The 21,993-nt window shown below is 71.2% G+C and carries 25 protein-coding genes; 8 read left to right on the top strand and 17 right to left on the bottom strand.

The genetic code is table 11. From position 1 onward, the window contains the following. The 3 genes from BFF78_RS30110 to glnII form a co-directional block, all read right to left on the bottom strand. Positions 1-1,047 carry an NAD-dependent epimerase/dehydratase family protein gene (locus tag BFF78_RS30110; RefSeq protein WP_193433569.1) on the bottom strand — a complete coding sequence of 349 codons (1,047 nt, stop codon included), beginning with the start codon at positions 1,045-1,047 and terminating at the stop codon, positions 1-3. Positions 1,048-1,112: 65 nt separating this feature from the next. Next, positions 1,113-1,661: a winged helix-turn-helix domain-containing protein gene (locus tag BFF78_RS30115; RefSeq protein ID WP_069781286.1), complete on the bottom strand. Its 549-nt coding sequence runs from the start codon at positions 1,659-1,661 to the stop codon at positions 1,113-1,115. A gap of 326 nt (positions 1,662-1,987) precedes the next feature. Further along, positions 1,988-3,019, bottom strand: coding sequence for a glutamine synthetase (gene glnII, locus BFF78_RS30120; protein WP_069781287.1), 1,032 nt, complete (start codon positions 3,017-3,019; stop codon positions 1,988-1,990). 277 nt (positions 3,020-3,296) lie between these two features. On the opposite strand from glnII, the gene BFF78_RS30125 reads away from it, so the two are divergent. After that, complete coding sequence (locus BFF78_RS30125; protein WP_069781288.1) at positions 3,297-4,145, top strand: alpha/beta fold hydrolase; 849 nt, start codon at positions 3,297-3,299, stop codon at positions 4,143-4,145. Positions 4,146-4,148: 3 nt separating this feature from the next. Here the strand turns inward: BFF78_RS30125 and BFF78_RS30130 are convergent, their stop codons facing one another. Both BFF78_RS30130 and BFF78_RS30135 read right to left on the bottom strand, forming a co-directional pair. Next, positions 4,149-4,895 carry an RlpA-like double-psi beta-barrel domain-containing protein gene (locus BFF78_RS30130; protein WP_069781289.1) on the bottom strand — a complete coding sequence of 249 codons (747 nt, stop codon included), beginning with the start codon at positions 4,893-4,895 and terminating at the stop codon, positions 4,149-4,151. 120 nt (positions 4,896-5,015) lie between these two features. Beyond that, on the bottom strand, positions 5,016-5,384 hold the full coding sequence (locus BFF78_RS30135) for an arsenate reductase family protein (RefSeq protein WP_069781290.1): 369 nt from the start codon (positions 5,382-5,384) through the stop codon (positions 5,016-5,018). Between BFF78_RS30135 and BFF78_RS30140 the strand changes: the two genes are divergently transcribed. The 3 genes from BFF78_RS30140 to BFF78_RS30150 all read left to right on the top strand — a co-directional run bounded on the left by BFF78_RS30140 (position 5,383) and on the right by BFF78_RS30150 (position 6,620). After that, positions 5,383-5,571 carry a hypothetical protein gene (locus BFF78_RS30140; protein WP_069781291.1) on the top strand — a complete coding sequence of 63 codons (189 nt, stop codon included), beginning with the start codon at positions 5,383-5,385 and terminating at the stop codon, positions 5,569-5,571. The two genes, BFF78_RS30135 and BFF78_RS30140, sit on opposite strands and share 2 nt — an antisense overlap. 217 nt (positions 5,572-5,788) lie before the next feature. Continuing rightward, on the top strand, positions 5,789-6,103 hold the full coding sequence (locus BFF78_RS30145; protein WP_069781292.1) for a hypothetical protein: 315 nt from the start codon (positions 5,789-5,791) through the stop codon (positions 6,101-6,103). Between the two features lie 238 nt (positions 6,104-6,341). Then, positions 6,342-6,620 (top strand): hypothetical protein, encoded by a 279-nt coding sequence (locus tag BFF78_RS30150; RefSeq protein WP_069781293.1) that lies wholly within the window; start codon positions 6,342-6,344, stop codon positions 6,618-6,620. 16 nt (positions 6,621-6,636) lie between these two features. Here BFF78_RS30150 and pspAB read toward each other — a convergent pair whose 3' ends face one another. The 4 genes from pspAB to BFF78_RS30170 form a co-directional block, all read right to left on the bottom strand. Continuing rightward, positions 6,637-7,221 (bottom strand): PspA-associated protein PspAB, encoded by a 585-nt coding sequence (gene pspAB, locus BFF78_RS30155; protein ID WP_069781294.1) that lies wholly within the window; start codon positions 7,219-7,221, stop codon positions 6,637-6,639. A 31-nt stretch (positions 7,222-7,252) separates the two neighbouring features. Further along, positions 7,253-8,173, bottom strand: coding sequence for a zinc metalloprotease HtpX (gene htpX, locus BFF78_RS30160; RefSeq protein WP_069781295.1), 921 nt, complete (start codon positions 8,171-8,173; stop codon positions 7,253-7,255). A 155-nt stretch (positions 8,174-8,328) separates the two neighbouring features. Beyond that, positions 8,329-8,583, bottom strand: a complete 255-nt coding sequence (locus tag BFF78_RS30165) for an SCO2583/SCO2584 N-terminal domain-containing protein (protein ID WP_069781296.1) — start codon at positions 8,581-8,583, stop codon at positions 8,329-8,331. A gap of 109 nt (positions 8,584-8,692) precedes the next feature. Further along, positions 8,693-9,283, bottom strand: a complete 591-nt coding sequence (locus tag BFF78_RS30170) for a cysteine hydrolase family protein (protein WP_069783904.1) — start codon at positions 9,281-9,283, stop codon at positions 8,693-8,695. 91 nt (positions 9,284-9,374) lie between these two features. Here BFF78_RS30170 and BFF78_RS30175 point away from each other — a divergent pair, with 91 nt between their 5' ends. Continuing rightward, positions 9,375-10,370 carry a GlxA family transcriptional regulator gene (locus BFF78_RS30175; protein ID WP_069781297.1) on the top strand — a complete coding sequence of 332 codons (996 nt, stop codon included), beginning with the start codon at positions 9,375-9,377 and terminating at the stop codon, positions 10,368-10,370. Between the two features lie 158 nt (positions 10,371-10,528). Here the strand turns inward: BFF78_RS30175 and BFF78_RS30180 are convergent, their stop codons facing one another. Next, the gene (locus BFF78_RS30180) at positions 10,529-11,695 is read right to left on the bottom strand and encodes a PP2C family protein-serine/threonine phosphatase (RefSeq protein ID WP_079161538.1); all 1,167 of its coding nucleotides are present in this window, start codon (positions 11,693-11,695) and stop codon (positions 10,529-10,531) included. Between the two features lie 313 nt (positions 11,696-12,008). Beyond that, the gene (gene glnA / locus BFF78_RS30185) at positions 12,009-13,418 is read right to left on the bottom strand and encodes a type I glutamate--ammonia ligase (protein ID WP_069781298.1); all 1,410 of its coding nucleotides are present in this window, start codon (positions 13,416-13,418) and stop codon (positions 12,009-12,011) included. A 210-nt stretch (positions 13,419-13,628) separates the two neighbouring features. On the opposite strand from glnA, the gene BFF78_RS30190 reads away from it, so the two are divergent. Beyond that, positions 13,629-14,096, top strand: a complete 468-nt coding sequence (locus BFF78_RS30190; protein WP_069781299.1) for an RDD family protein — start codon at positions 13,629-13,631, stop codon at positions 14,094-14,096. Positions 14,097-14,173: 77 nt separating this feature from the next. Next, the gene (locus BFF78_RS30195; RefSeq protein ID WP_079161539.1) at positions 14,174-14,674 is read left to right on the top strand and encodes a flavin reductase family protein; all 501 of its coding nucleotides are present in this window, start codon (positions 14,174-14,176) and stop codon (positions 14,672-14,674) included. 22 nt (positions 14,675-14,696) lie between these two features. Here BFF78_RS30195 and BFF78_RS30200 read toward each other — a convergent pair whose 3' ends face one another. The 4 genes from BFF78_RS30200 to lipB form a co-directional block, all read right to left on the bottom strand. After that, positions 14,697-15,386: a DUF4191 domain-containing protein gene (locus BFF78_RS30200; RefSeq protein ID WP_069781301.1), complete on the bottom strand. Its 690-nt coding sequence runs from the start codon at positions 15,384-15,386 to the stop codon at positions 14,697-14,699. A gap of 82 nt (positions 15,387-15,468) precedes the next feature. Continuing rightward, complete coding sequence (locus BFF78_RS30205) at positions 15,469-15,666, bottom strand: SCO2195 family GlnR-regulated protein (protein ID WP_069781302.1); 198 nt, start codon at positions 15,664-15,666, stop codon at positions 15,469-15,471. A gap of 217 nt (positions 15,667-15,883) precedes the next feature. Then, positions 15,884-16,873: a lipoyl synthase gene (lipA, locus tag BFF78_RS30210; protein WP_069781303.1), complete on the bottom strand. Its 990-nt coding sequence runs from the start codon at positions 16,871-16,873 to the stop codon at positions 15,884-15,886. A 118-nt stretch (positions 16,874-16,991) separates the two neighbouring features. Continuing rightward, a complete protein-coding gene (gene lipB / locus BFF78_RS30215; RefSeq protein ID WP_069781304.1) occupies positions 16,992-17,789 on the bottom strand; it encodes a lipoyl(octanoyl) transferase LipB in 798 nt (265 codons plus the stop codon). Positions 17,790-18,027: 238 nt separating this feature from the next. Here lipB and BFF78_RS30220 point away from each other — a divergent pair, with 238 nt between their 5' ends. Further along, positions 18,028-19,497 (top strand): regulator, encoded by a 1,470-nt coding sequence (locus BFF78_RS30220; RefSeq protein WP_069781305.1) that lies wholly within the window; start codon positions 18,028-18,030, stop codon positions 19,495-19,497. Positions 19,498-19,517: 20 nt separating this feature from the next. Here BFF78_RS30220 and BFF78_RS30225 read toward each other — a convergent pair whose 3' ends face one another. Both BFF78_RS30225 and BFF78_RS30230 read right to left on the bottom strand, forming a co-directional pair. Continuing rightward, positions 19,518-20,882 (bottom strand): NAD(P)/FAD-dependent oxidoreductase, encoded by a 1,365-nt coding sequence (locus BFF78_RS30225; RefSeq protein WP_069781306.1) that lies wholly within the window; start codon positions 20,880-20,882, stop codon positions 19,518-19,520. A gap of 193 nt (positions 20,883-21,075) precedes the next feature. Further along, positions 21,076-21,969: a TIGR01777 family oxidoreductase gene (locus tag BFF78_RS30230; protein ID WP_069781307.1), complete on the bottom strand. Its 894-nt coding sequence runs from the start codon at positions 21,967-21,969 to the stop codon at positions 21,076-21,078. Positions 21,970-21,993 lie beyond the last annotated feature (24 nt).

The raw sequence follows: 21,993 nt of genomic DNA on the forward strand, positions 1-21,993 counted from the left end.
TCAGTCGTCCGAGGTCGCCTCTTCGGGGGTGGTGCCAGGTACACCCCCGGCCCCGGCCAGCAGCTTCGCCTCCACCCCCGGATCCAGCCCCTTGGCCGTCCGGTCCGGCCGCAACGGCGCCACACCGCCGATGTCCGTGAGCCAGCGCCAGGTGTCCGCCACCGTGTCCGCGGGCGGCCGGCACACCAGGCCGGTGGCCAGCGCCCGGGACACGTCGGTGCGGTGCACGCAGTCGTACAGCTCGCTGTCCGGCGGCACCCACACCGGCAGTTCGGTCCACGGCTCGATCCCGGCGGCCAGGATCGTCTCCGGGTCTATCCAGCGCAGCTCGGCGTCCGCGCCGGTGACCCGGACGCACAGGTCGAGCAGCTCGCCCATGGTGCTGTGGCCCGGCGGGCCGATCAGGTCGTACGGCCCGCTCAGCGACTGTTCCACCGCCCCGAGGAGCCAGCCGGCCAGGTCACGGGCGTCGATGAACTGCACCGGCAGATCGCGCGGTCCGGGCGCCGGCACCGGACCGCCGCGGGCGATCCGGGTCAGCCACCAGGGCAGCCGGCCGACGTTCTCATGCGGGCCGAGGATCAGCCCCGCGCGCACCAGCAGCGAGTCCTCCTCGCCGAAGGTCTCGACGGCGGCCAGCTCACCGCCCCGCTTGTCGCGGGCGTAGTCGGTGGACCCGGCGTCGGCGGCGGCGCCCTCGACCACGGGCTGGGCGGGCCCGCCGGTGCTGGGCCAGGGCCAGGCGTAGACCGAGCGGCTGGAGACGTACACGTACCGCGCGGCACGGCCGCGCAGCAGCCGGGCCGCCGCGAGCACGGCACGCGGTTCGGCCGACCAGGTGTCGACCACGGCGTCCCAGCCGCCCGGGTCGGCGGCGAGCGCGGCCAGACCGTCCGGGGCGGTGCGGTCGCCGTGCAACGACCGCACCCCGGCCGGGGGTTGATGCCGTCCCCGGTGGAAGACGGTCACCTCCCAGCCGCGCCCCAGCGCCGCCTCGGCGACCGCCCGCCCCACGAACTCCGTCCCGCCCAGCACGAGAAGTCTCATGCCGCTGATCGTGCCCGGTCGGGGCGCGCGGCGGTAGGGGACTCTGCCGAGGGCAGAGCGGAACCTCAGCGGCCGGTCGGCGGCGTGTACTTGTAGCCCACCCGGCGCACCGTCTGGATCGACTGGCGGTGCTCGGCGCCCAGCTTGCGGCGCAGCCGGGCGATGTGCACGTCGACGGTGCGGCCGTCGCCGACGTGGCCGTACCCCCACACGGTGGTGACCAGCTGGTCGCGGGTGTGCACCCGGTGCGGATGGGCCACCAGGTGGGCCAGCAGCTCGAACTCCAGGTAGGTGAGGTCGAGTTCGCGGCCGTCGACGCTGGCGGTGCGCTGCACGGGGTCGATCCGGACCAGGGGGTCGCCGGTGCCGGCGGGGCGGTCGGTGTCCACGGCGTCCACGGCGTGCGGACGGTCGGCCGGGATGAGGACGAGGTAGCCGACCATCGGCGGCTGCCCCGGCAGCGTGGGCAGGGTGTGCTGCGGCGCGGGCAGCCAGGTGGCGCCCGGCGGCAGGAACTCCGCGACGTCGATCACCTCGTCGGGGTCGACGGCGCGCAGCCGGTGCCGGGCAGGAGAGGTGACGGAAACGGAGGACAGAGGACGAGTGGTCGCCATGAGGTCAGCTCTTTCGCGCGAGAAGGTCGTCGGGAAGGACGTACGTCGTGTCGCGCTGGCCGAAGGCCGGGGTGACGGCGTTAGAGGGCCCGCGCGTTCGTCGCGCGGCAACACACCCGGTCGAAGTCGTGGTGCTGACGGGAAGGCCAGAAGGGCTCGAGGTCATGGCGACCCGTCGCGCTGCACCTCTGGAACCTGGCCATGGTCCCATTGAAGCAGACACGGACCGGTAACAGGAGTCTTCTCTCACTCCTCGGACACCGAGTTCGCACACTGAGAAGGGGCGCCCGCCGTGACGGCGGACGCCCCTTCCGGAAGCGGGGGGATCAGACCTGGCCGGCCTTCTCCAGCGCGGCGCAGCAGGTGTCCACCAGCAGGCGGGTCACCACGTACGGGTCGACGTTGGCGTTCGGGCGGCGGTCCTCGATGTAGCCCTTGCCGTCCTTCTCGACCTGCCACGGGATACGGACCGAGGCACCGCGGTCGGAGACGCCGTAGGAGAACTTGTCCCACGGGGCGGTCTCGTGCAGACCCGTCAGGCGCTCGTCGATGCCGGCGCCGTAGTTCTTGACGTGGTCCAGCGGCTTGGAGCCCTCGCCGAGCGACTCGCACGCGGTGATGATCGCGTCGTAGCCCTCGCGCATGGCCTTGGTGGAGAAGTTGGTGTGCGCGCCCGCGCCGTTCCAGTCGCCCTTGACCGGCTTCGGGTCCAGGGTCGCGGAGATGCCGAAGTCCTCGGCGGTGCGGTACAGCAGCCAGCGGGCCACCCACAGGTGGTCGGAGACCTCCAGCGGGGAGACCGGGCCGACCTGGAACTCCCACTGGCCGGGCATGACCTCGGCGTTGATGCCGGAGATCGCGAGACCCGCCTTCAGGCAGTTGTCCAGGTGGGCCTCGACGATGTCACGGCCGAAGATCTCGTCGGCGCCGACGCCGCAGTAGTAGCCGCCCTGCGGGGCCGGGAAGCCGCCCTCGGGGAAACCGAGCGGACGGGCGCCGTCGAAGAAGGTGTACTCCTGCTCGATGCCGAAGATCGGCTCCTGCGCGGCGAACCGCTCGGCGACCTCGGCCAGTGCGGCACGGGTGTTGGAGGCGTGCGGGGTCATGTCCGTGTTGAGGACCTCGCACAGCACCAGGATGTCGTCGCCGCCGCGGATCGGGTCCGGGCAGGTGAAGACCGGCTTGAGCACCCGGTCGGAGGCGTGGCCCTCGGCCTGGTTGGTGGAGGAGCCGTCGAAGCCCCAGATCGGCAGCGCGTCGAGACCGGCCGGGACACCCGTGATGATCTTCGTCTTCGAACGGAGCTTGGCCGTCGGCGAGGTACCGTCGATCCAGATGTACTCGGCCTTGAAGGTCACGGGGCCACTTCCTTCGGGGGTGGTCGGGCGCACTCGGTGCGGGTGCTGCGGGTTGCTGCGGCGCTACGGCACCGGGGCGCCGCGTCGATCTGCCGCGCAGCCTGTCAACAGGCCATTTCCCGGCCGTTGCCCGTATGTGAACCCCGTGTTACCTGGTGGTTCTGTGCTGCGGATCACCTTGTGAGGCGCCGGTGGACCGGGTATGGACGCCCTCCGCTCAAACACTGCCCCGCCCCGCTTCGGGGGCGATACCGTACCGCAGTGGACTTCACCGGATGTGCATAGCAGCCCCTTTGGGAACGCATACGACAAGGTGCTGGCGAAATGGCCCGCCGACCGGGAGGCGCTGACGATCGCCACGCCCCTCGGCGACACCCGCGTCAACGCCTGCGGCCCCCGGGACGCGCCCCCGCTGCTCCTGCTGCCGGGCGGCGGCGGAGCGACCTCGGCCTCCTGGTACGCCCAGGCCGCGGAACTGGGCTCGGTCCGCCGGGTCTACGGGGTCGACCTGATCGGCGCCCCGGGCCTGAGCGTGCCGGTCGGCGACCGCCACCCCCGCACGGTCGCCGACCTGACGGCCTGGCTGGACGCCCTCCTGGACGCACTGGGCGCCGACTCGGCCGACCTGGGCGGCCACTCCTACGGCGCCTGGATCGCCCTGCACTACGCCCTGCACGCCCCGGCCCGGATACGCCGCCTGTTCCTCCTGGACCCGACCCGGTGCTTCGCCGGGTACAAGGCGGCGTACCTGCTCCACGCCCTGCCGATGCTGCTGCGGCCCTCAACCCGCCGGGTGCGCGCCTTCCTGGAGTGGGAGACCGGGGGAGCGGCCCTGGACCCGGACTGGCTCGCACTCCAGGAGGCGGCCGCGGGTTTCCCGGCCGCGAAGCCGGTGACCGGCCCGCGCCCGGCACCGCAGGCGCTGCGGGCCCTGGACACCCGGGTCCTGCTGCTCGTGGCCGCGAACAGCAGGACCCACGACCACCAGCAGGTGATGGCCCGGGCGGCGGAGCTGCTGCCGCGCGTCGAGACCGCCGTACTGCCGGACGTCTCGCACCACGCGCTGCCGCAAGCGGCACCCGCCGCCCTGACCCGCCACCTCACCGACTTCCTGTGCGGTCCCTGAACCTCACCCCACCTTCTCGATCAGGGCATGGCGGATGAGGAACTTGCCGGGCTCCCGGACCTGTTCGAAGGCCGCGTTGTTGAGCAGTACGCAGCTTCCCGAGACGGAGGTGACCTTGACCGTCGTGGACTTGTTGTTGTCCAGGTTGGTGACCTTAAGGGTCGTACCCGAGGGGAACTGGCTGCTGGACGCGGCCGGGGCGCCGGCCTCGCCGGAGAGCGTCACCGTCGAGCCCTTGCAGACCTGCTGCCCCGAGGCCGCGGCGGCGCCACCGCCGTTGTTCCCCGCGGCTGCGGACTGCGAGGGCTGCGCGCTCTGCTGACCGGCTCCCTGCTGGCCGGCCTGCTGCCCGGCTCCCTGCTGCCCGGCCTGCTGACCGGCCCCCTGCTGGCCGTTCTGCGCCTGCTGTCCGGTCTGGGAGCCCTGAGCCGACTCCCCAACCGTGCAGCCGGCCGCCTTCTGCTGGACCTCGATCTGCTTGATGACCGCCTCACGGTTGGCGATCCTGGCCGCCGACTGCGCGTCCGGATGGGCCTTCTGGTCCGCGATGAACTTGTCGTTGTTGCCGTGGGCCGTGGCCAGCCCCTGGCACACGGTCGAGTCCGCGGCGGACAGCGTCTTCGCGTTCGTCGCCGGCTGGGCGGCGTTGGACGTCGTGGCCAGCGCGAAGGCCCCGCCGCCCGCCACCGCCGCGGCACTGACGAGCAGCGCGATCTTCTTCTTCGTACCGAGAGTTCTCCTGCGCGACATGCGCGCCTCCTGAAGAGGTAGGGGAGCGTACGCCGCTATGTACGAGATACCGAACGGGGTTACTCAGCCGTTGCGGGAGTCGGTGAAGTGGCCTGTGTCACAGCCGAGTTGAGTGGGAGCTCAGCTCTTGCTGTGCGCGAGGGCGTCTCGTACCGCCTCCTCGGAGCGGGCCACCAGGGCCGTTCCGTCGTCGGCGGTGATGATCGGCCGCTGGATGAGCCTGGGATGCCCGGCGAGCGCGGCGATCCACCGCTGCCGTGCATCCGCGTCCCGCGCCCACTCCTTGAGTCCCAGCTCCTTGGCCTCGGCCTCCTGGGTGCGGGTGATGTCCCACGGCTCCAGGCCCAGCCGGTCGAGTACGGCCCTGATCTCGTCCTCGCTCGGCACGTCCTCCAGATAGCGGCGGACGGTGTAGTCGGCCCCCTCGGCATCGAGCAGACTGATCGCGCTACGGCACTTCGAGCATGCCGGATTGATCCAGATTTCCATGCGGCACACGGTAGTCGGCACCGGGCGGGACCAGGCGCAGCGCATGCAGCGCCGCCGAGACGACGGTTGTTCCTCCGCACCCTGGATCTCGGGGCTGTTCCCGACCTCGCCGACGCTGCCGCTCCATCCGTACGCCACCGGGGAACGCGCCATGGCGGACGCCGTACTGAGCGCGCTCGGCCGCTGATCCACCAGGCGGCCCACGGCGCGCTGTTCGAATTCCGGTCGTCTCACGCGCATCGTGCGGACCTTGTGTGACGCAGTGACAATTCCGTGTCCCACCTGGGGCTTTGGGTGTGCCGGCGGTCCTTCGATTGTCAGTGCCCGGCAGTAGACTGGAAGCAGTGTTCGAGGGCATCGCCGGACTGTCCGGTCGGTGCCCTGACCGCGACAGGAGGATGCCCGTGCCCGCTGCCGCCCTGAAGCCGAAGCCGTTGCCCACCCAGTCCACCGTCCAGCGTCCCGTGCTGTTCGACTCGCCCTACGAGCCCGTGGTGAAGCGGCCGTTGCCGGCCGGACGGCCGCGCGAGTGGTACGTCACCCACAACCGCCGCCTGAAGGCCATGCGCCTCGCGATAGCCCTGCTCGACTCGGGGATCTACTTCCCGGCCCAGGCGCGCGACGAGAAGATCCGCAGCAAGGCGGAGGAGATCGGCATGCGCCCGCCGTCCGACACGACCTGCCACATGGTCCGGGCGTTCATGCGCTACAGCCGCTGACACCTGCCCGCGACGCCGGGTGCCCCGCACATCCGCGGGACACCCGGCGCACGTTTGCGCGGACGAGATCGGTGACCGTCCGGCCTCCCCTCCACTCATGGGGTCATGCACTCACAACGGCCCCGCGGCGAGCGGAAAACGGGATGCGACCGCCCCGGCGGTCTCCCTACGCTGAACAAACGGCACGAAGCCGACACACTCCACCCCAGCCACCCTCACCCCACGGAGGAGGTCCGTCATGCGTGGCATCATCGCGACCGGGACCGTCGTCCTGGTGATCCTCGGAATCGGAAACCATCTGTGGTGGCTCGCCGCCGTCGCGCTGCTGTATCTGTACGCGACGCACGGACGTGGTTCCCCCGGCACGCCACCACCCGCCGGCTCGGGCACCCCGCCCCCGCCGGAGAGCTACCGCGCGTACCGCGAGCGCCGGGACCGGCAGGCCAGGTGGGAGCGGCGTTACCGCCGCGAGCGTCCCTTCGAGACCCGCCGGCAGGAACGCGAGAAGAGCAGGTGAGCCACGGCGTCCCCGGTCACAGACCGGGGGCGCCCCACACCGGGAACCAGCGGCTCAGGTCCTGCTCGATCCGCAGGTCGTTCGCGAGCGCCGCCTTCACCTGGAGTTCCAGCGCGTTGTCCCGCCGCTCGGTGGCACCGGGCAGCGGGGCGAAGGGGTAGAAGGTGCCCCGCTTGTAGAGGTAGACCAGCGCCAGCCTGCGGCCGTCGTCGGCCGTGAAGCCCGCCAGCGAGCACAGCAGCTGCGGACCGAAGCCGTTGACCTCCATCGCGCTGTTCACCGCGTGCAGATCGTTGACCAGCTCCGGCAACTGCGCGGGGGCGCGCGCGGAGACCAGCCAGGAGTAGCCGTAGTCGTCCCGGTGCAGTTCCACCGGCGGACCGCTGCGGTCGGTGTCCGCGTCCAGCAGGGCCTGCACCTCCCGGTGCGTCTGCTCGAACGCCGCGCCCTCCACGGTGGCGAAGCACACCGCGCCGGTCCCGGTCGGGGTGAAACCGGCCGCGGCCTCAAGGGTCACGGCCGCCGAGGGCAGCGCGAAGAGCTGGTCGAGATCGGGCGCGACCGGTTTCGTACGGCCCAGCAGGATGTCCAGCAGCCCCAAGGCTCAGCCCGCCTTTCGCAGTGCCATGTGTTCAGCCCGCCTTCCCCGGCGTCGCGGCCTCGCCCAGCTCGGCCGAGATCCGGCCCAGCTGCTCCAGCCGCTGCTCCAGGGTCGGGTGCGTGGAGAAGATCCGCTCGATGCCGGGCTCCTTGCCGGTCGCGGGGGTGAAGTAGAAGGCGTTGAAGGCCTGGGCCGTGCGCAGGTCCTTGGTCGGGATCCGGGCGATGTCCCCGGAGACCTTGGTGAGCGCCGACGCCAGCGCCGACGGGCGCCCGGTCAGGTGCGCCGCCGCCCGGTCGGCCGCCAGCTCCCGGTACCGGGACAGCGCCCGGATCAGCAGGAAGCTGATCGCGTACACGGCCGCGGAGACGCCCATGATCGCGGCGAACACGGCCGCGGTGTTCTGGTCCCTGCGGCCGCCGCCGAAGACCTGCGAGTAGAACGCGAACCGCACGATCAGGCCCGCCAGCACACCGAGGAAGGACGCGACCGTGATCACGGCGACGTCCTTGTGCGCCACGTGCGACAGCTCGTGCGCCAGCACGCCCTCCAGCTCGGCCGGCTCCAGCCGCCGTAGCAGCCCCGTGGTCACGCAGACCACCGCGTGGTCGGGATTCCGGCCGGTCGCGAACGCGTTCGGCATGTCCATCTCGGACACCGCGACCACCGGCTTGGGCATGTCGGCGAGTCCGCACAGCCGGTCGACCACCGCGTGCAGCTCGGGATACTCCTCGCGCTCCACGACCCGGCCGTGCATCGCGAACATGGCGATCCGGTCGGAGAACCAGAACTGCGCCACGAACATCGCCCCGACCACCACGACGACCAGCACCCAGGACTTCAGCAGCGCGATCAGCGCTGCGACGAAGCCCACGTACAGCAGACCGAGCAGGAACATCGTCAGACCCATGCGCACGGTCAGCCGTCGGTCGCTCCGGAAGCGGCTCTGCATCTTGCATCACCCCGCAGTCAGGCACTCGTCCCGCTGTCCAGTGTGCACCTGCCGACTCCCATGAAGTGGTCCGGAACGACCCTAGGAGCAGCAAAACGTACCTGTCGGTCGGCCGGCCGTCGCCGAGCGTCCCCGTCCTCCGGCTACGACCCGCCCTAGTACGTCGAGCCGAACTGCAGCAGCCCGATCAGCACCATGACCGCGATCACACAGCCGAAGACCACGGCCGTCGACCCCCACGACGTCCGGCGCGGCACCGGGCCGGGGTCCGCGCGGAAGGGCGCCGGGTCCGGCGGGTTCTCCCTCCAGCGCGCGGCGAGCATCCGGGCCCGCGCCGAGGGCTCCTTGTGCTCGGCGGAATTGGCCCACCGGTGATCGAACTCCCGCTCCCAGTCGTCCTGTTCCGACATCCCCGTTCAACCTCTCTCGTCCGGCAGGGTCAGGAGGGATGATCCCCCGAGAGTAGGAAGCCTGGGAAGCGGGAAAGGTTGCCCCCGGCCGGGCCGGGGGCGCACGGATTCAGCCGAGCGACGCGGCCGACGGTACGACGATGCCGTACAGGTCCTCGATCGTCGCGAGGGCGCTGTGCTGGAGGTGTTCGGCGGACACCCCGGCGACCGCGGTGCGCAGCGGCCGGGTCGCGCAGGCGTCGGCGACGACCGTGGGCCGGTTGCCGCGCAGGAAGGCGCCCGCGGCGGTGAAGACGACGCACATGTGGGTCATGAAGCCGGCGATGATCACGTCCTTGTGCCCGGCGGCGTCCAGGTGCGCGGCCAGGTCCGTGTCGTGGAAGGCGTTCGGCACCCGCTTGACGACCACCGCCTCGCCCTCGGCGGGTGCCACCCTCGGGTGGATACGGCCGATGTCCTGACGGATGTCGTACGGCGTGCCCGGGCCGCCGTCGTTGACGACGTGGACGACCGGCGCGCCCGCGCTCCGCGCCCGGGCCAGCAGTTCGGCGCCGGCGTCCAGCGCGGACTGCCAGCCCGCCAGTTCCATGACACCCCGGGTGTAGGTGTTCTGGTAGTCGATGAGGATCAGGGTCGCGTCGGCCGGCGAGGCCGGGGTCTGATCGAAGCCGCTGAGGTCACGCAGAGTCGTCGAGGTCATGGTCATCACGCTATGAGCGGCGTCGACGTGGCGGCAATGTCGTGTAACTTGCAGATTCGGACATCGGGCGGGGCCGGAAGCGGGGGCATCGGTGAGTGGCGTGGAGCGGGTTGTCGTCGTCCTTCTCTTCGACGGCGTCGATCTGCTCGACGTCACCGGCCCGCCCGAGGTGTTCGCGCTGCTGCGCCGGGAGACGGACGACGCGAGCGGCTGCGAGGTCGTGCTGGCCGCCGAGACCATGGACCCCGTCACCACCTCGGCCGGGGTGCGCGTCCTGCCCGACCTCACCTTCGCCGAGGCCGCCCGGCGCCCCATCGACACCCTCCTGGTCCCCGGCGCGGTCGAGGTCGACGACCGGCGCCGGGTGCGCGCCCTGAGCGACGAGGGCGTGGTCCGCTGGGTGCGCACGCTCGCCGGACGGGCCCGGCGCGTCGCCTCCGTCTGCGTGGGGGCGCATCTGCTCGCCGCCGCCGGACTGCTCGACGGCAGGCGCGCCACGACCCACTGGTCCACCGCGCGGCAGCTGGCCGACGAGCACCCGGCCGTACGGGTCGACGCCGACCCGATCTTCATCCGCGACGGCAAGGTGTGGACGGGTGCGGGCATCACCGCCTGCCTCGACCTGTCGCTCGCCCTCGTCGCCGAGGACTTCGGCGAGGCCGTCGCGCTGCGCGTCGCCCGGCAGCTGGTGATGTATCTGAAGCGGCCCGGCGGGCAGAGCCAGTTCAGCGTCCCGATCGAGCCGGTCTCCACCACCCGGCGCATGGACGACCTGCGCCGCTACGTCGACCGGAACGCCACCGGACGCCTCACGGTCGCCGACCTCGCCGCACAGGCCCACGTCAGCGAGCGCCAGCTGACCCGGCTGTTCAGGACGGAACTGGGGACGACCCCCGCGTCGTACATCGAGTCCGCCCGCGTGGAGGCGGCCCGGGGCCGGCTGGAGACCACGGACGACACCCTCGACCGGGTGGCCTCCGCCTGCGGGTTCAACACGGTCGACACCCTGATCCGGGCCTTCCGCCGGCAGCTGGACACGACGCCGACGGAGTACCGCGGCCGCTTCCGGCACACGGACCGGGCATGAGGAAGGCCCCCCGGCTGAGCCGAGGGGCCTGTGCGGTCCGCAGGGACCGTCTGTCACACGTCGAAGAAGTGATGACCTGGGGCGGTCACCTCGGCCGGCCGACGGGCACTGTTGCTCCTTCGACCGTCAAGCTGCGGCTTCCCAGCCGACCACGACGGTCACCCCACGTCCGCCCCACCGGAAGGTGATCCGGCTGTGCCGTCGAACCGGTCAGCCAGGATCATCGCCACATCGTCCGCCAAGTCGCCGCCGGTGTGACGGATCAACGCCTGGCGCAGTTGCTCCAGGAATTCCGGTGGGCTCGGGCCGACGCCTATCCCCTCCATGGCCTCCGGCAGAGCGAAGAATTCGTTGTCGGGGTTGCGGGCCTCGATCACACCGTCGGTGTACAGCAGCAGGCGGTCACCGGGGTGGAACGCATAGCTCTCAGGCTTCTCGGGGAGGTCGGAGATGAGGTCCTCGAGGCCGAGGGGCGGCGACGGCAAACTCGGCATGAGTGGTGTAGCCCTGCCCTGGTGCAGCAGCAGCGGTGGTGGATGTCCACGGTTGACCAACTGCACCACGGGGTCGGCCGGCACCTGCGCGATGAGCGCCGTGGTGAACCCTTCCAGCAGAACCTCCTGACCATATGCACCCGGGACGGCGACTTCCCGTCGCAGCGCAGCCGCGCAGCGGTTCATGACCTCCACCAGGTCGTCCTCATAGTGCACAGCTTCCCGGAACGCCCCCAGTGCCACCGCGACGGCTCGCACCGCGGACAGCCCCTTGCCCCTGACGTCCCCGACGATCATCCGGACCCCGTACCGCGTCTGCACTGCCTCATACAGATCACCGCCCACCCGTGCCCCGGTCCCGGCCGCGAGGCACAGGCTGCCTGCCAGCAGCGGCCCCATGCGCGCGGGCACGGGCCGCAGCACGACTTCCTGGGCCGCCACGGCGATGCGGCGGATCTGGTCGAGCTCTCTCTGCCTGCGCTCCTGCATCGCGCGACTGGTGATGAAACCAGCCACGGAGACCAAGGCCAGAGCCAGGAAGTTGCTGTAGACCTGCAGGGTGCCCCACGCCCCGTTGTAGGTCGCGGTGGTCACGCTGATCGCCAGCGCCAGGGCCGCCGCCGCGGTAGTGCCCCTGGGCCCCAACGTCACTGCCGCCAGTGCCGGAACCGCGGTGAGGAAGGGTCCGGTGTAGATGAAGTGCGCAGGCGTGAGCTCGATGACCAGCACGGCCAGCGCGATCAGATAGGGCACAGACTGCAGCAGCGTGAAGAGGAGCCGGTTACGACCGCCTGTGCCTGGCACCGGGGGCGAGCGCGAGAGCCACGTCATGCACCAAGCCTGCCTCGCTGAAACCCACGACTCCACCCTGCCGGCCGCCCTGGTCAGCCCGGAGACCGGCCCGGCCCCTATACAGCGGGCTCCGCCCAGCCCTCGCGACCTGCAAGTTCTCCTTGATTCCGCCGTGGATCGAGCCCGCCAAGCCATCGATCAGGCATTCCAAGGGCGACAGGGCGACGCAGCCTGAGCCGGCCCGGAAGCAGGAGCCGAAAAGCCGTCGGCCGGCTCTCCCGTGCTGGGAGAGCCGGCCGACGGCCCACGGACGGCCCAGGGGAGCGGAAGGCCGCTCTGACCTGGGGAGATATCACACGTCGAAGTACAGCTCGAACTCGTGCGGGTGCGGACGCAGCTGCAGCGGCGCGATCTCGTTGGTGCGCTTGAAGTCGATCCACGTCTCGATCAGGTCCGGCGTGAAGACGTCGCCCTGGAGGAGGAACTCGTGGTCGGCCTCGAGCGAGTCGAGGACGGCCGGCAGCGAGGTCGGGACCTGGGCGACGTTCGCGTGCTCCTCGGGAGCCAACTCGTACAGGTCCTTGTCGATCGGCTCGGCCGGCTCGATCTTGTTCTTGATGCCGTCCAGGCCCGCCAGCAGCAGGGCGGAGAAGGCCAGGTACGGGTTGCCGGAGGAGTCGGGCGCGCGGAACTCGACGCGCTTGGCCTTCGGGTTGGAGCCCGTGATCGGGATACGCATGGCCGCGGAGCGGTTGCGCTGCGAGTACACCAGGTTGATCGGCGCCTCGAAGCCCGGCACCAGACGGTGGTAGGAGTTCACCGTCGGGTTGGTGAAGGCCAGCAGCGACGGGGCGTGCTTGAGGATGCCGCCGATGTAGTAGCGGGCGGTGTCCGACAGGCCCGCGTAACCGGCCTCGTCGTAGAACAGCGGGTCGCCGTTGGCCCACAGCGACTGGTGCACGTGCATGCCCGAGCCGTTGTCACCGAAGATCGGCTTCGGCATGAAGGTCGCGGTCTTGCCGTTGCGCCAGGCCACGTTCTTCACGATGTACTTGAACAGCTGCAGGTCGTCGGCGGCGGCCAGCAGGGTGTTGAACTTGTAGTTGATCTCGGCCTGGCCGGCGGTGCCCACCTCGTGGTGCTGGCGCTCGACCTTCAGACCGGCCGCCTCCAGCTCCAGGGAGATCTCGGCGCGCAGGTCGGCGAAGTGGTCGACCGGCGGGACCGGGAAGTAGCCGCCCTTGTAGCGGACCTTGTAACCACGGTTGTCCTCGAGGGCACCGGTGTTCCAGGCGCCCGCCTCGGAGTCGATGTGGTAGAAGGACTCGTTCGCCGAGGTGGCGAAACGGACGCTGTCGAAGACGTAGAACTCGGCCTCGGGACCGAAGTACGCGGTGTCCGCGATACCGGTCGACGCGAGGTAGGCCTCGGCCTTCTTCGCCACGTTGCGCGGGTCACGGGAGTACTGCTCGCCCGTGATCGGGTCGTGGATGAAGAAGTTGATGTTGAGCGTCTTGTCCCGGCGGAACGGGTCCACACGGGCGGTGGACAGGTCGGCACGCAGCGCCATGTCGGACTCGTGGATGGCCTGGAAGCCGCGGATCGACGATCCGTCGAAGGCCAGCTCCTCGTCCGGGTCGAACGCCTCAACGGGCACCGTGAAGTGCTGCATGACGCCCGGCAGGTCGCAGAAACGGACGTCGACGAACTTGACGTCCTCGTCCGCGATGAACTTCTTGGCCTCGTCGGCGTTCTGGAACATCCAGCTCCTCCTACTCCCGACCGTCCTCGCCGGGGTGGTAGATCGTTCGTGCGGCCAGTGCGGTGGCACACGGTGGTCTCGACCCTAGGGACGGGTGATTTCTCGGGTGTGACCCATTTGTTTCGCAGAAGTTAACCGGCCACGTGTCCACCGTAGCCCCGACACACCCCTCGGCACAGTGTGCGAATCCGGGCGCAGTACCGTGGACGGGTGGACAACAGGCAAGCACTCGGATCGTGGCTCTCCGGGCCCCGCGCGGCCATGGAAGAGGCCGGTGCCGACTTCGGCTACCGGGGCGAGCAGCTGGGTCTCCCGCAGGAAGGGCCGAACTCGATCGCCCGCCCGGGACGGCGGCTCGGCGCGCTCGCCGTGGACTGGGGGCTCTGCCTCTTGATCGCATACGGTCTGATCGCGAACAGCTATAACAACGCGGCCCAGGTCTGGGCGCCGGTCATTCTCTTCGTGCTGATGACCCTCACCCTCGGTACGGTCGGCTTCACCCCGGGCAAGCGGCTCTTCGGGCTCCGGGTGGTCGCCCTGGAGACGGGTCGGGTGAGTCCGCTGCGGGCGCTCCTGCGTACGGTACTGCTGTTCCTCGCGCTGCCGCCCCTCGTCTGGGACCGTGACGGCCGCGGCCTGCACGACCGGCTGGCGAAGACCGTGGAGGTCCGGATCTGACCGCTGCCGGCTGCCGGCAATGGTCCAGATGCCGCCATCCGGTTGCCCGGCCACACCGCCGGCGGCATCGTCGCCGTATGACCGATGCTCAGGATGTGATGGCGGCCGAGGTGACGCCCGAGGAGTTCCGGGACGCCATGGCCCGCTTTCCGTCGGGCGTGGTGGTGGTGACCGCCCGCTGCGAGGACGGCACCCCGCGCGGTTTCACGGCCAGCTCCTTCTGTTCCGTCTCCCTGGAGCCCCCGCTGGTCCTGGTGTGTCTCGCGGACGCGGCCGACTCGGCGGCGGTCTTCGCGCGGTGTGATCACTTCGCGGTGAGCGTGCTCGCCCCCGAGCACCAGCCGCTGGCCCTGCTGTTCGCCACCAAGGGCGCGGACAAGTTCTCCGACGCCCTGCTGCAGCCGAGCCCCGCGGGGCTGCCGGCGGTGCAGCAGGCCCCCGTACAGCTGGACTGTGCCGCATACGCGCGTTACCCGGCCGGGGATCACACGATCCTGATCGGCCGGGTAACGGGAGTGCGGCTGGGCGAGGGAGCCCCGGTGGTCTACTGCGAGCGGCGGTTCCGGACGCTGAACTGACCAGGGCTCGCCGGCAGGGGGCTCAGCGGCCCTTCGGCATCCGCATGCCCTTGGGCATGGGGCCCTTCGGCAGCGGCATGTTGCTCATCAGGTCGCCCATGGCCCGCAGCCGGTCGTTGGTGGCCGTCACCTGGGGGCCGGTGAGCACGCGCGGGAGCTTCAGCATGGTCGTGCGCAGCTTCTTCAGCTCGACCAGGCCCTCGCCGTTGCCGACGATCACGTCGTGCACGGGGACGTCCGCGACGACGCGGTTCATCTTCTTCTTCTCGGCGGCCAGCAGGCTCTTCACCCGGTTCGGGTTGCCCTCGGCGACCAGCACGATGCCGGCCTTTCCGACCGCCCGGTGCACGACGTCCTGGCTGCGGTTCATCGCCACCGCCGGGGTCGTCGTCCAGCCCCGGCCGATGTTGTCCAGCACGGCGGCCGCGGCGCCCGGCTGGCCCTCCATCTGGCCGAAGGCGGCGCGCTCGGCCCGGCGGCCGAACACGATCGCCGTCGCCAGCACGGCGATCAGCAGGCCGAAGATGCCCAGGTAGACGGGGTGACCGAGCACAAAGCCGATCGCGAGGAAGACAGCGAGGGTGCCGATGCCGACGCCCCCGAGTACAAGACCGATCTTCTTGTCGGCCTTGCGGGTCATCTTGTACGTGAGAGCGATCTGTTTCAGTCGCCCTGCGTTCGCGGCGTCCGCCGCGGTTTCCTTCCTCGCCATGTCACGAAGTCTACGTGGCCCCGGGAGTGCGGACGACGGCAGTGCCCGGGAGGAAGGCGCCGGGGAAGCGGCGCGGAAGGGATCAGGAGCGGTCGGCGGCCTGCTCCAGGACGCGCTGCGCCTCGACCCGGTCCTTGGCTCGCCGGCGGTCCTCCAGCACGGAGGTCCACGCGTTGCGCCGGGCGGTGCGCTGACCGCCGCTCATGAGCAGGGACTCGACGGCACGGAGGGCGTCGGTGAAGGACGGGATGGCGGTGGCGCGTACGGGCGCGGCCTGCATGATCGAGGTCCCCCCTCGGATCGGGTGATGTACGAGGCGTGATAACAGAGTCACTGATTGGTGTTACCAGGGCGTGTCCGACCGGTCAAACACCAATGAAGCCTTGATACAGAGTGCTGAAACACTGACGCGGCCCTGATGCCCGCCCTCATCAGCGAGGACGGTCAGGACCGCGTCGGCTCGGCCATTACTGGCCAGTAAGTGCTTGTGCGTGAATTCACACAGCCTGGGCCGCGATGTACGACCCGCCCCCCTGCGGAGCGGCTGACCGACGCTGTTCGACGGCCATCCGGTACAGGCGCCCGGCCCGGTACGACGACCGCACCAGCGGACCCGACATCACACCGGAGAAGCCGATCTGCTCGGCCTCCTCCTTCAGCTCCACGAACTCCTGCGGCTTCACCCAGCGCTCCACGGGGTGGTGCCGGACGGAGGGGCGCAGGTACTGGGTGATGGTGACGAGCTCGCAGCCGGCGTCGTGCAGCTGCCGCAGCGCCTCGCTGACCTCCTCGCGGGTCTCGCCCATGCCGAGGATCAGGTTGGACTTGGTCACCAGGCCGAAGTCGCGGGCCTCGGTGATGACCTTCAGGGAGCGCTCGTAGCGGAAGCCGGGGCGGATCCGCTTGAAGATCCGCGGGACCGTCTCGACGTTGTGCGCGAAGACCTCGGGGCGGGCGGAGAAGACCTCGGCCAGCTGCTCCGGGACGGCGTTGAAGTCGGGGGCGAGGAGCTCGACCTTGGTACGCCCGCCCTCCCGGTCCGCCGTCTGCTGGTGGATCTGGCGCACGGTCTCGGCGTACAGCCAGGCGCCGCCGTCCTGAAGGTCGTCGCGGGCGACGCCGGTGATGGTGGCGTAGTTCAGGTCCATCGTCACCACGGACTCGCCGACGCGGCGCGGCTCGTCGCGGTCCAGCGCCTCGGGCTTGCCGGTGTCGATCTGGCAGAAGTCGCAGCGCCGGGTGCACTGGTCGCCGCCGATGAGGAAGGTCGCCTCGCGGTCCTCCCAGCACTCGTAGATGTTCGGGCAGCCGGCTTCCTGGCAGACCGTGTGCAGGCCCTCGCTCTTCACGAGGTTCTGCATCTTCGTGTACTCGGGGCCCATTTTCGCCCGGGTCTTGATCCACTCGGGCTTGCGCTCGATGGGGGTCTGGCTGTTGCGGACCTCCAGGCGCAGCATCTTGCGTCCGTCGGGTGCGACTGCGGACACGACCGGCTCCCTAAGCTTTGATTCCTCGGCGTACACCAGGGTACGCCCGTGCACCTTGCGCCCTGCCGGTGAGATCAACCTCACGGTCGCAGGGCGCATTCCCCCGTGACAGGGCGGCTCAGGCGGACGCCTTCTCGATCACCCGCGGCTTCGGCTCCGCGCTCTCCAGAATGTCCTTCAGGTGCTTCTCGACCACCGGCAGGACCTCCTCGATCGTGACCTCCCGGCCCAGCTCGCCCGCGAGGGAGGCGACCCCCGCGTCCCGGATGCCGCACGGGATGATCCGGTCGAACCACTTCATGTCGGGGTTCACGTTGAAGGAGAAGCCGTGCATGGTGACGCCCTTGGCGACCCGGATGCCGATCTGGGCGATCTTGCGGTCCTCGCGCCGCTGGCCCGCGTTGGAGGGGGCGTACTCGGGGCCGTTGAGGCGCGGGTCGAACTCCTCGTCGGTCAGGCGCGGGTCGAAGTCCAGCGACAGGCCGCCGAGCGAGGGCCGCTGCTCGACCGGGTCGCCGAGCACCCACACCCCGCTGCGGCCCTCGACCCGGGTGGTCTCCAGGCCGAACTCGGCGCAGGTGCGGATGAGCGCCTCCTCCAGCCGCCGTACGTGCGCGACCACGTCCACCGGGCGCGGGAGCTTCTGGATCGGGTAACCCACCAGCTGGCCCGGGCCGTGCCAGGTGATCTTGCCGCCGCGGTCCACGTCGATGACCGGGGTGCCGTCCAGCGGGCGCTCGCTGTCCTCGGTGCGGCGGCCGGCCGTATACACCGGGGGGTGCTCCAGGAGGATCACGGTGTCCGGGACCTCGTCGGCGAACCGGGCCGCGTGCACCCGGCGCTGCTCGTCCCAGGCCTCCTGGTACTCGACGGCATCCGCACCGAACCCCATACGGACGAACCGCAACTCACTCACGGCAAGCGCCTCCCTCAGCGACCGGTGTGTCAGGCACGTAACGCGCCCACGCCACTGTACGTCCGACCGGCGTACGTCAGCCCTGCGGGCGTTTCTCACACGATCGGATGAATACGTGACGAAGGATGTGATCACCTGTTCACTCTCCGCTACATTCGCGCCGTTCGCGTGGCCATAAGGGCTGCTCAACGGCAAACCGGGCACTTCAGAGGCCCGAAGGCAGGAGACCGCACCGCAGATGACGGACCGACCCGCGCAGCGCACCCCCAACCGCCAGCTCGCCGCGCTCATCGCAGAAGCGGGGTTCTCCAACGCGGGTCTGGCCCGTCGCGTCGACCAGCTCGGCCTGGAGCACGGGCTGGACCTCAGATACGACAAGACCTCGGTCACCCGCTGGCTGCGCGGACAGCAGCCGCGCGGTACGACCCCCGCCCTGATCGCCGAGGTGTTCACGCGGCGGCTCGGCCGTCGGCTCACGGCCCAGGATCTCGGCCTGGACGCGTGCGCGCCGGTGTACGCCGGGCTGGAGTTCGCGGCCACCCCGGAAGAGGCCGTCGACATCGTCGGCGGGCTCTGGCGCAAGGACTCCGGCAGCCACGCCGAACTGCGCAAGATCGCGTTCACCCCGGCGGGACTCGTGGTGCCCAGCCGGGACTGGCTGATCGGCAAGCCCGACGACAAGGTGGCCCGCGAACCGGCCCCCCGGGTGCCCCCGCAGAGCCGCCCGGCCGTGGTCAAACCCCAGGCCCGGCCGGTGCTGCCGGTGCCGCCCCGGGCGCGCGGGCACGCCGAGCGCGCCCCCGGCCACAAGGTCACCGGCGGCGACATCAACGCACTGCGCTCGGTCGGCGAGCTGTTCCGCACCCTCGACGACCGGTACGGCGGCGGCCACGCCCGGCAGGCCCTGGTGCGCTATCTGGAGCACGAGTGCGAGCCGATGCTCCGCGGCAGCTACGACGAGCAGACCGGCCGCCGGCTGTTCGGCGCCGCGGCCGACCTGACCCGGCTCGCCGGCTGGACGTCGTACGACATCGCCGCCCACGGACTCGCCCAGCGCTACTTCGTGCAGTCCCTGCGGCTCGCCCAGGCGGCCGGCGACCGGGCGTACGGCTCCTACGTGCTGGTCACCATGAGCCGCCAGGCCGTCTATCTCGGCCATGGCAGGGAGGCCGTACAGCTGGCCCGGGTCGCCCAGCAGGGCATGGGGACCGGCGGGCCTCCGGTGGTGCAGGCGCTGCTGCACGCCTCCGAGGCGAGGGCGCACGGCGTGCTCGGCGAGGTACGGGCGTGCACGGCGGCGCTCGTGCGGGCCGAGCGCGCCCTGGAGGCGGCCCGGCCCGGGGACGACGTGCCGTACTGGGCCAAGTTCTTCGACGAGGCCCAGCTCGCCGACGAGTTCGGGCACTGCCACCGGGATCTGCAGCAGTTCCGGGCGGCCGCCCAGCACGCCGAACGCTCCCTCCAGCTCCGCGCCCCCTCCTTCGCCCGCAGCCGCCTCTTCTGCCGTGTCGTCCTCGCCACGGCCCGTCTCGGCCTCGGCGAACTCGACCAGGCGTGCGTGCTGGCCGCGGAGGCCGCCGGGCAGGCGGCGGAGATGCGGTCCGCTCGCGCGGTCGAGTACGTGCGGGACTTCGAGCGCCGGCTGGAGCCGTACCGGGACGCGGCACCGGTGCGGGGATACCGGGAGAAGGTGGCGGCGTTGGGGTAGCCACTCGCCGTGCGGAGCGCTTATGCCGCCCTCGGCAGAGTGGGCGCCGGATCCGCGCGGTGCATCGAGCCCGCCGCGCCCAGGTCGGCCAGGATCGCCGCCGTGGCCCGGTGGGCGGAGTGCAGGGCGCCCTGGAGCGTGCTGGTGTCGCGGTGGTCGCCGCAGACGTACAGGCCGGCCAGCAGGCGGACCGGGCGGCGCAGGTCGTGGGGTGGGCGCATGGCCGGGACCGCCTCCGGGGTGTGGTGCACCGCCAGCGTCTCCCAGCGGCGCGTCGAGGTGCCGTAGATGCGGGAGAGGTGGATGCGGACCGCGGTGTCGACGCCCTCGGGCGGAGAGCCGAGCACCGTCGAGGAGATCAGTACCCGGCCGGCCGGGGCCCGGCTCGGGTCCACGTTGCTCAGCACGGCCGTGTGGGCCACCGGGCCGCCGCGGTCGGCGTCCAGCAGCAGCGAGGTGCCCGTCGTGAAGGCCGCCGACGGGTCGTCGGTGGTGTGGTGGACCACGGTCACGGGGTGGAAGTCAGGCACCCTCAGGCCCGGCAGCAGCTCCGCCGCGGCCCGCGCGTCCGTCGCCAGCAGTACCGCCCGGCAGCGGATCTCGCCGTGCTCGGCGGTGGCCACCGAGGTCGTGGACACCGAGGTGACCCGTACCCCGGTGTGCACGGTGCCGGGTGGCAGCGTCCGCGCCAGCAGCTCCGGCAGCACGTCCGCGCCGCCCTCCGGCACGCACAGCCGCCCGCCGGCGAAGGCGCGCAGCGCGAGGTCGGCGCACCGGCTGGAGGTGGTCAGCCCGGGGTCGCACAGCAGCGTGGCGAGCAGGGGGCGCAGGAAGCCGTCGATCGTGCGCGCCGGCAACCCGCGCTGGGCGAGGGCCTGGCCGGCGGGCATCTCGGGGCGGGCCAGGATGCGCTCGACGGGGGTGGCGGCGATCCGGCCCAGGGCGGCGCCGAGCCGGGCCTGGTCGACCGCGCCGCCCACCGGCGCGCCGATCCGGCCGGGGGTGGCCGCCGGTCCCCTGGGGGAGCTCGCGAGGGCGCGCACCACATGGAGTGCGCCCCTTGCGCTCCCTCCGGTCCCCGGTGCGCCCGCGCGCTGGGTGCGTCCGTCGCGGTGCAGCAGGACTCCGGGCGCGAAGGTGCGCAGGACCAGGGGGTCCAGGCCCGGGGTGGTGCGTAGTTCGGGGTAGGACGTGGACAGCAGCTGTCCGATGCGGTCGAGCCGGAAGCCGTCGACCTTCTCCGTCGACATGCGGCCGCCGACGCAATGGGCGGCCTCCAGGACTGCGGTCGTTACTCCTGCGCTGGTGAGCCGATGAGCCGCCGAGAGTCCGGCGATTCCGGCTCCCACGATGACGACGTCCACCTGGTACGCGGGCTCAAGCACGAGGCCCCTCCTGTGGTTGCGCGGCCGGTGGAGACGTCATGCCCCCAACTGGCTCCAGAGATACCCGAGTTCGGGTCGAGGTTAGGTCTGTGACCAGTCACAAACAGTCGCGCATCAACAGGGCATGGTCGCATGGAGGTCGCATACGGTCACAAGAGGCCGCAGCACAGTCGCAGGGCATCCCTTGGGTACGTCAGGCCGCCCGGATGGCGTCGTCGATCCCCGGGAACGCGAATGTGAACCCCGACTCCAACAGCCGCTTGGGCACCACCCGTTGACTGCCCAGCACATCCCCGGCCAGCTCGCCCAGCGCGGCCCGCAGGACCGGCGCCGGGACCGCGAACGGGGCCGGGCGGTGCAGCACGCGGGCCATCGCCGCCGTGATCTCACGGTTCGTCAGCGGCTGCGGGGCGGTCAGGTTGAACGGCCCGGACAGGGCGTCGTCGTCGATCAGATGCCGGATCGCGGCGACCTCGTCGTGCAGCGCGATGTACGACCAGTACTGCCGCCCGTCGCCCAGCCGCCCCCCGAGCCCCGCCCGGAACAGCGGGAACAGCCGCCCCCAGGCCCCGCCGCCGCGGGCCACCACCAGCCCCGTGCGCGGGAACACCGTCCGCACGCCCGCCTCCTGCGCGGGCGCCGCCGCCTCCTCCCACTCCACGCACAGCGAGGGCAGGAAGCCGTCGCCCGGCGGCGCCGCCTCGTCCACCGCCCGGTCGCCGGTGTCGCCGTAGATGCCGATCGCGCTGCCGCTGACGAAGACCCGCGGCGGCTCGGGCAGCGCGGCCACCGCCTCCGCCAGCGCGGCCGTGCCCAGCACCCGGCTGTCCCGCAGCAGCCGCTTGTACGACGGCGTCCAGCGCCGGTCGCCGATCCCGGCCCCGGCCAGATTGACCACCGCGGCACAGCCGGTCAGCCCGGCCGCGTCGACGTACTGCCCCTCGGGGTCCCAGCAGACCTCGCCCGGGCTCGCGACGGCCCGGCGTACCAGTCGGACGACCTCGTGCCCGTCCGCGGTCAGGGACCGCACCAGGGCGCTGCCGATGAGCCCGGACGCGCCGGCCACGGCGATTCGCATACGTTTCATGGCCCCAGCATGCCCGCGCGAAAA

The sequence above is a fragment of the Streptomyces fodineus genome, from assembly GCF_001735805.1.
Classification (GTDB): Bacteria; Actinomycetota; Actinomycetes; order Streptomycetales; family Streptomycetaceae; genus Streptomyces; species Streptomyces fodineus.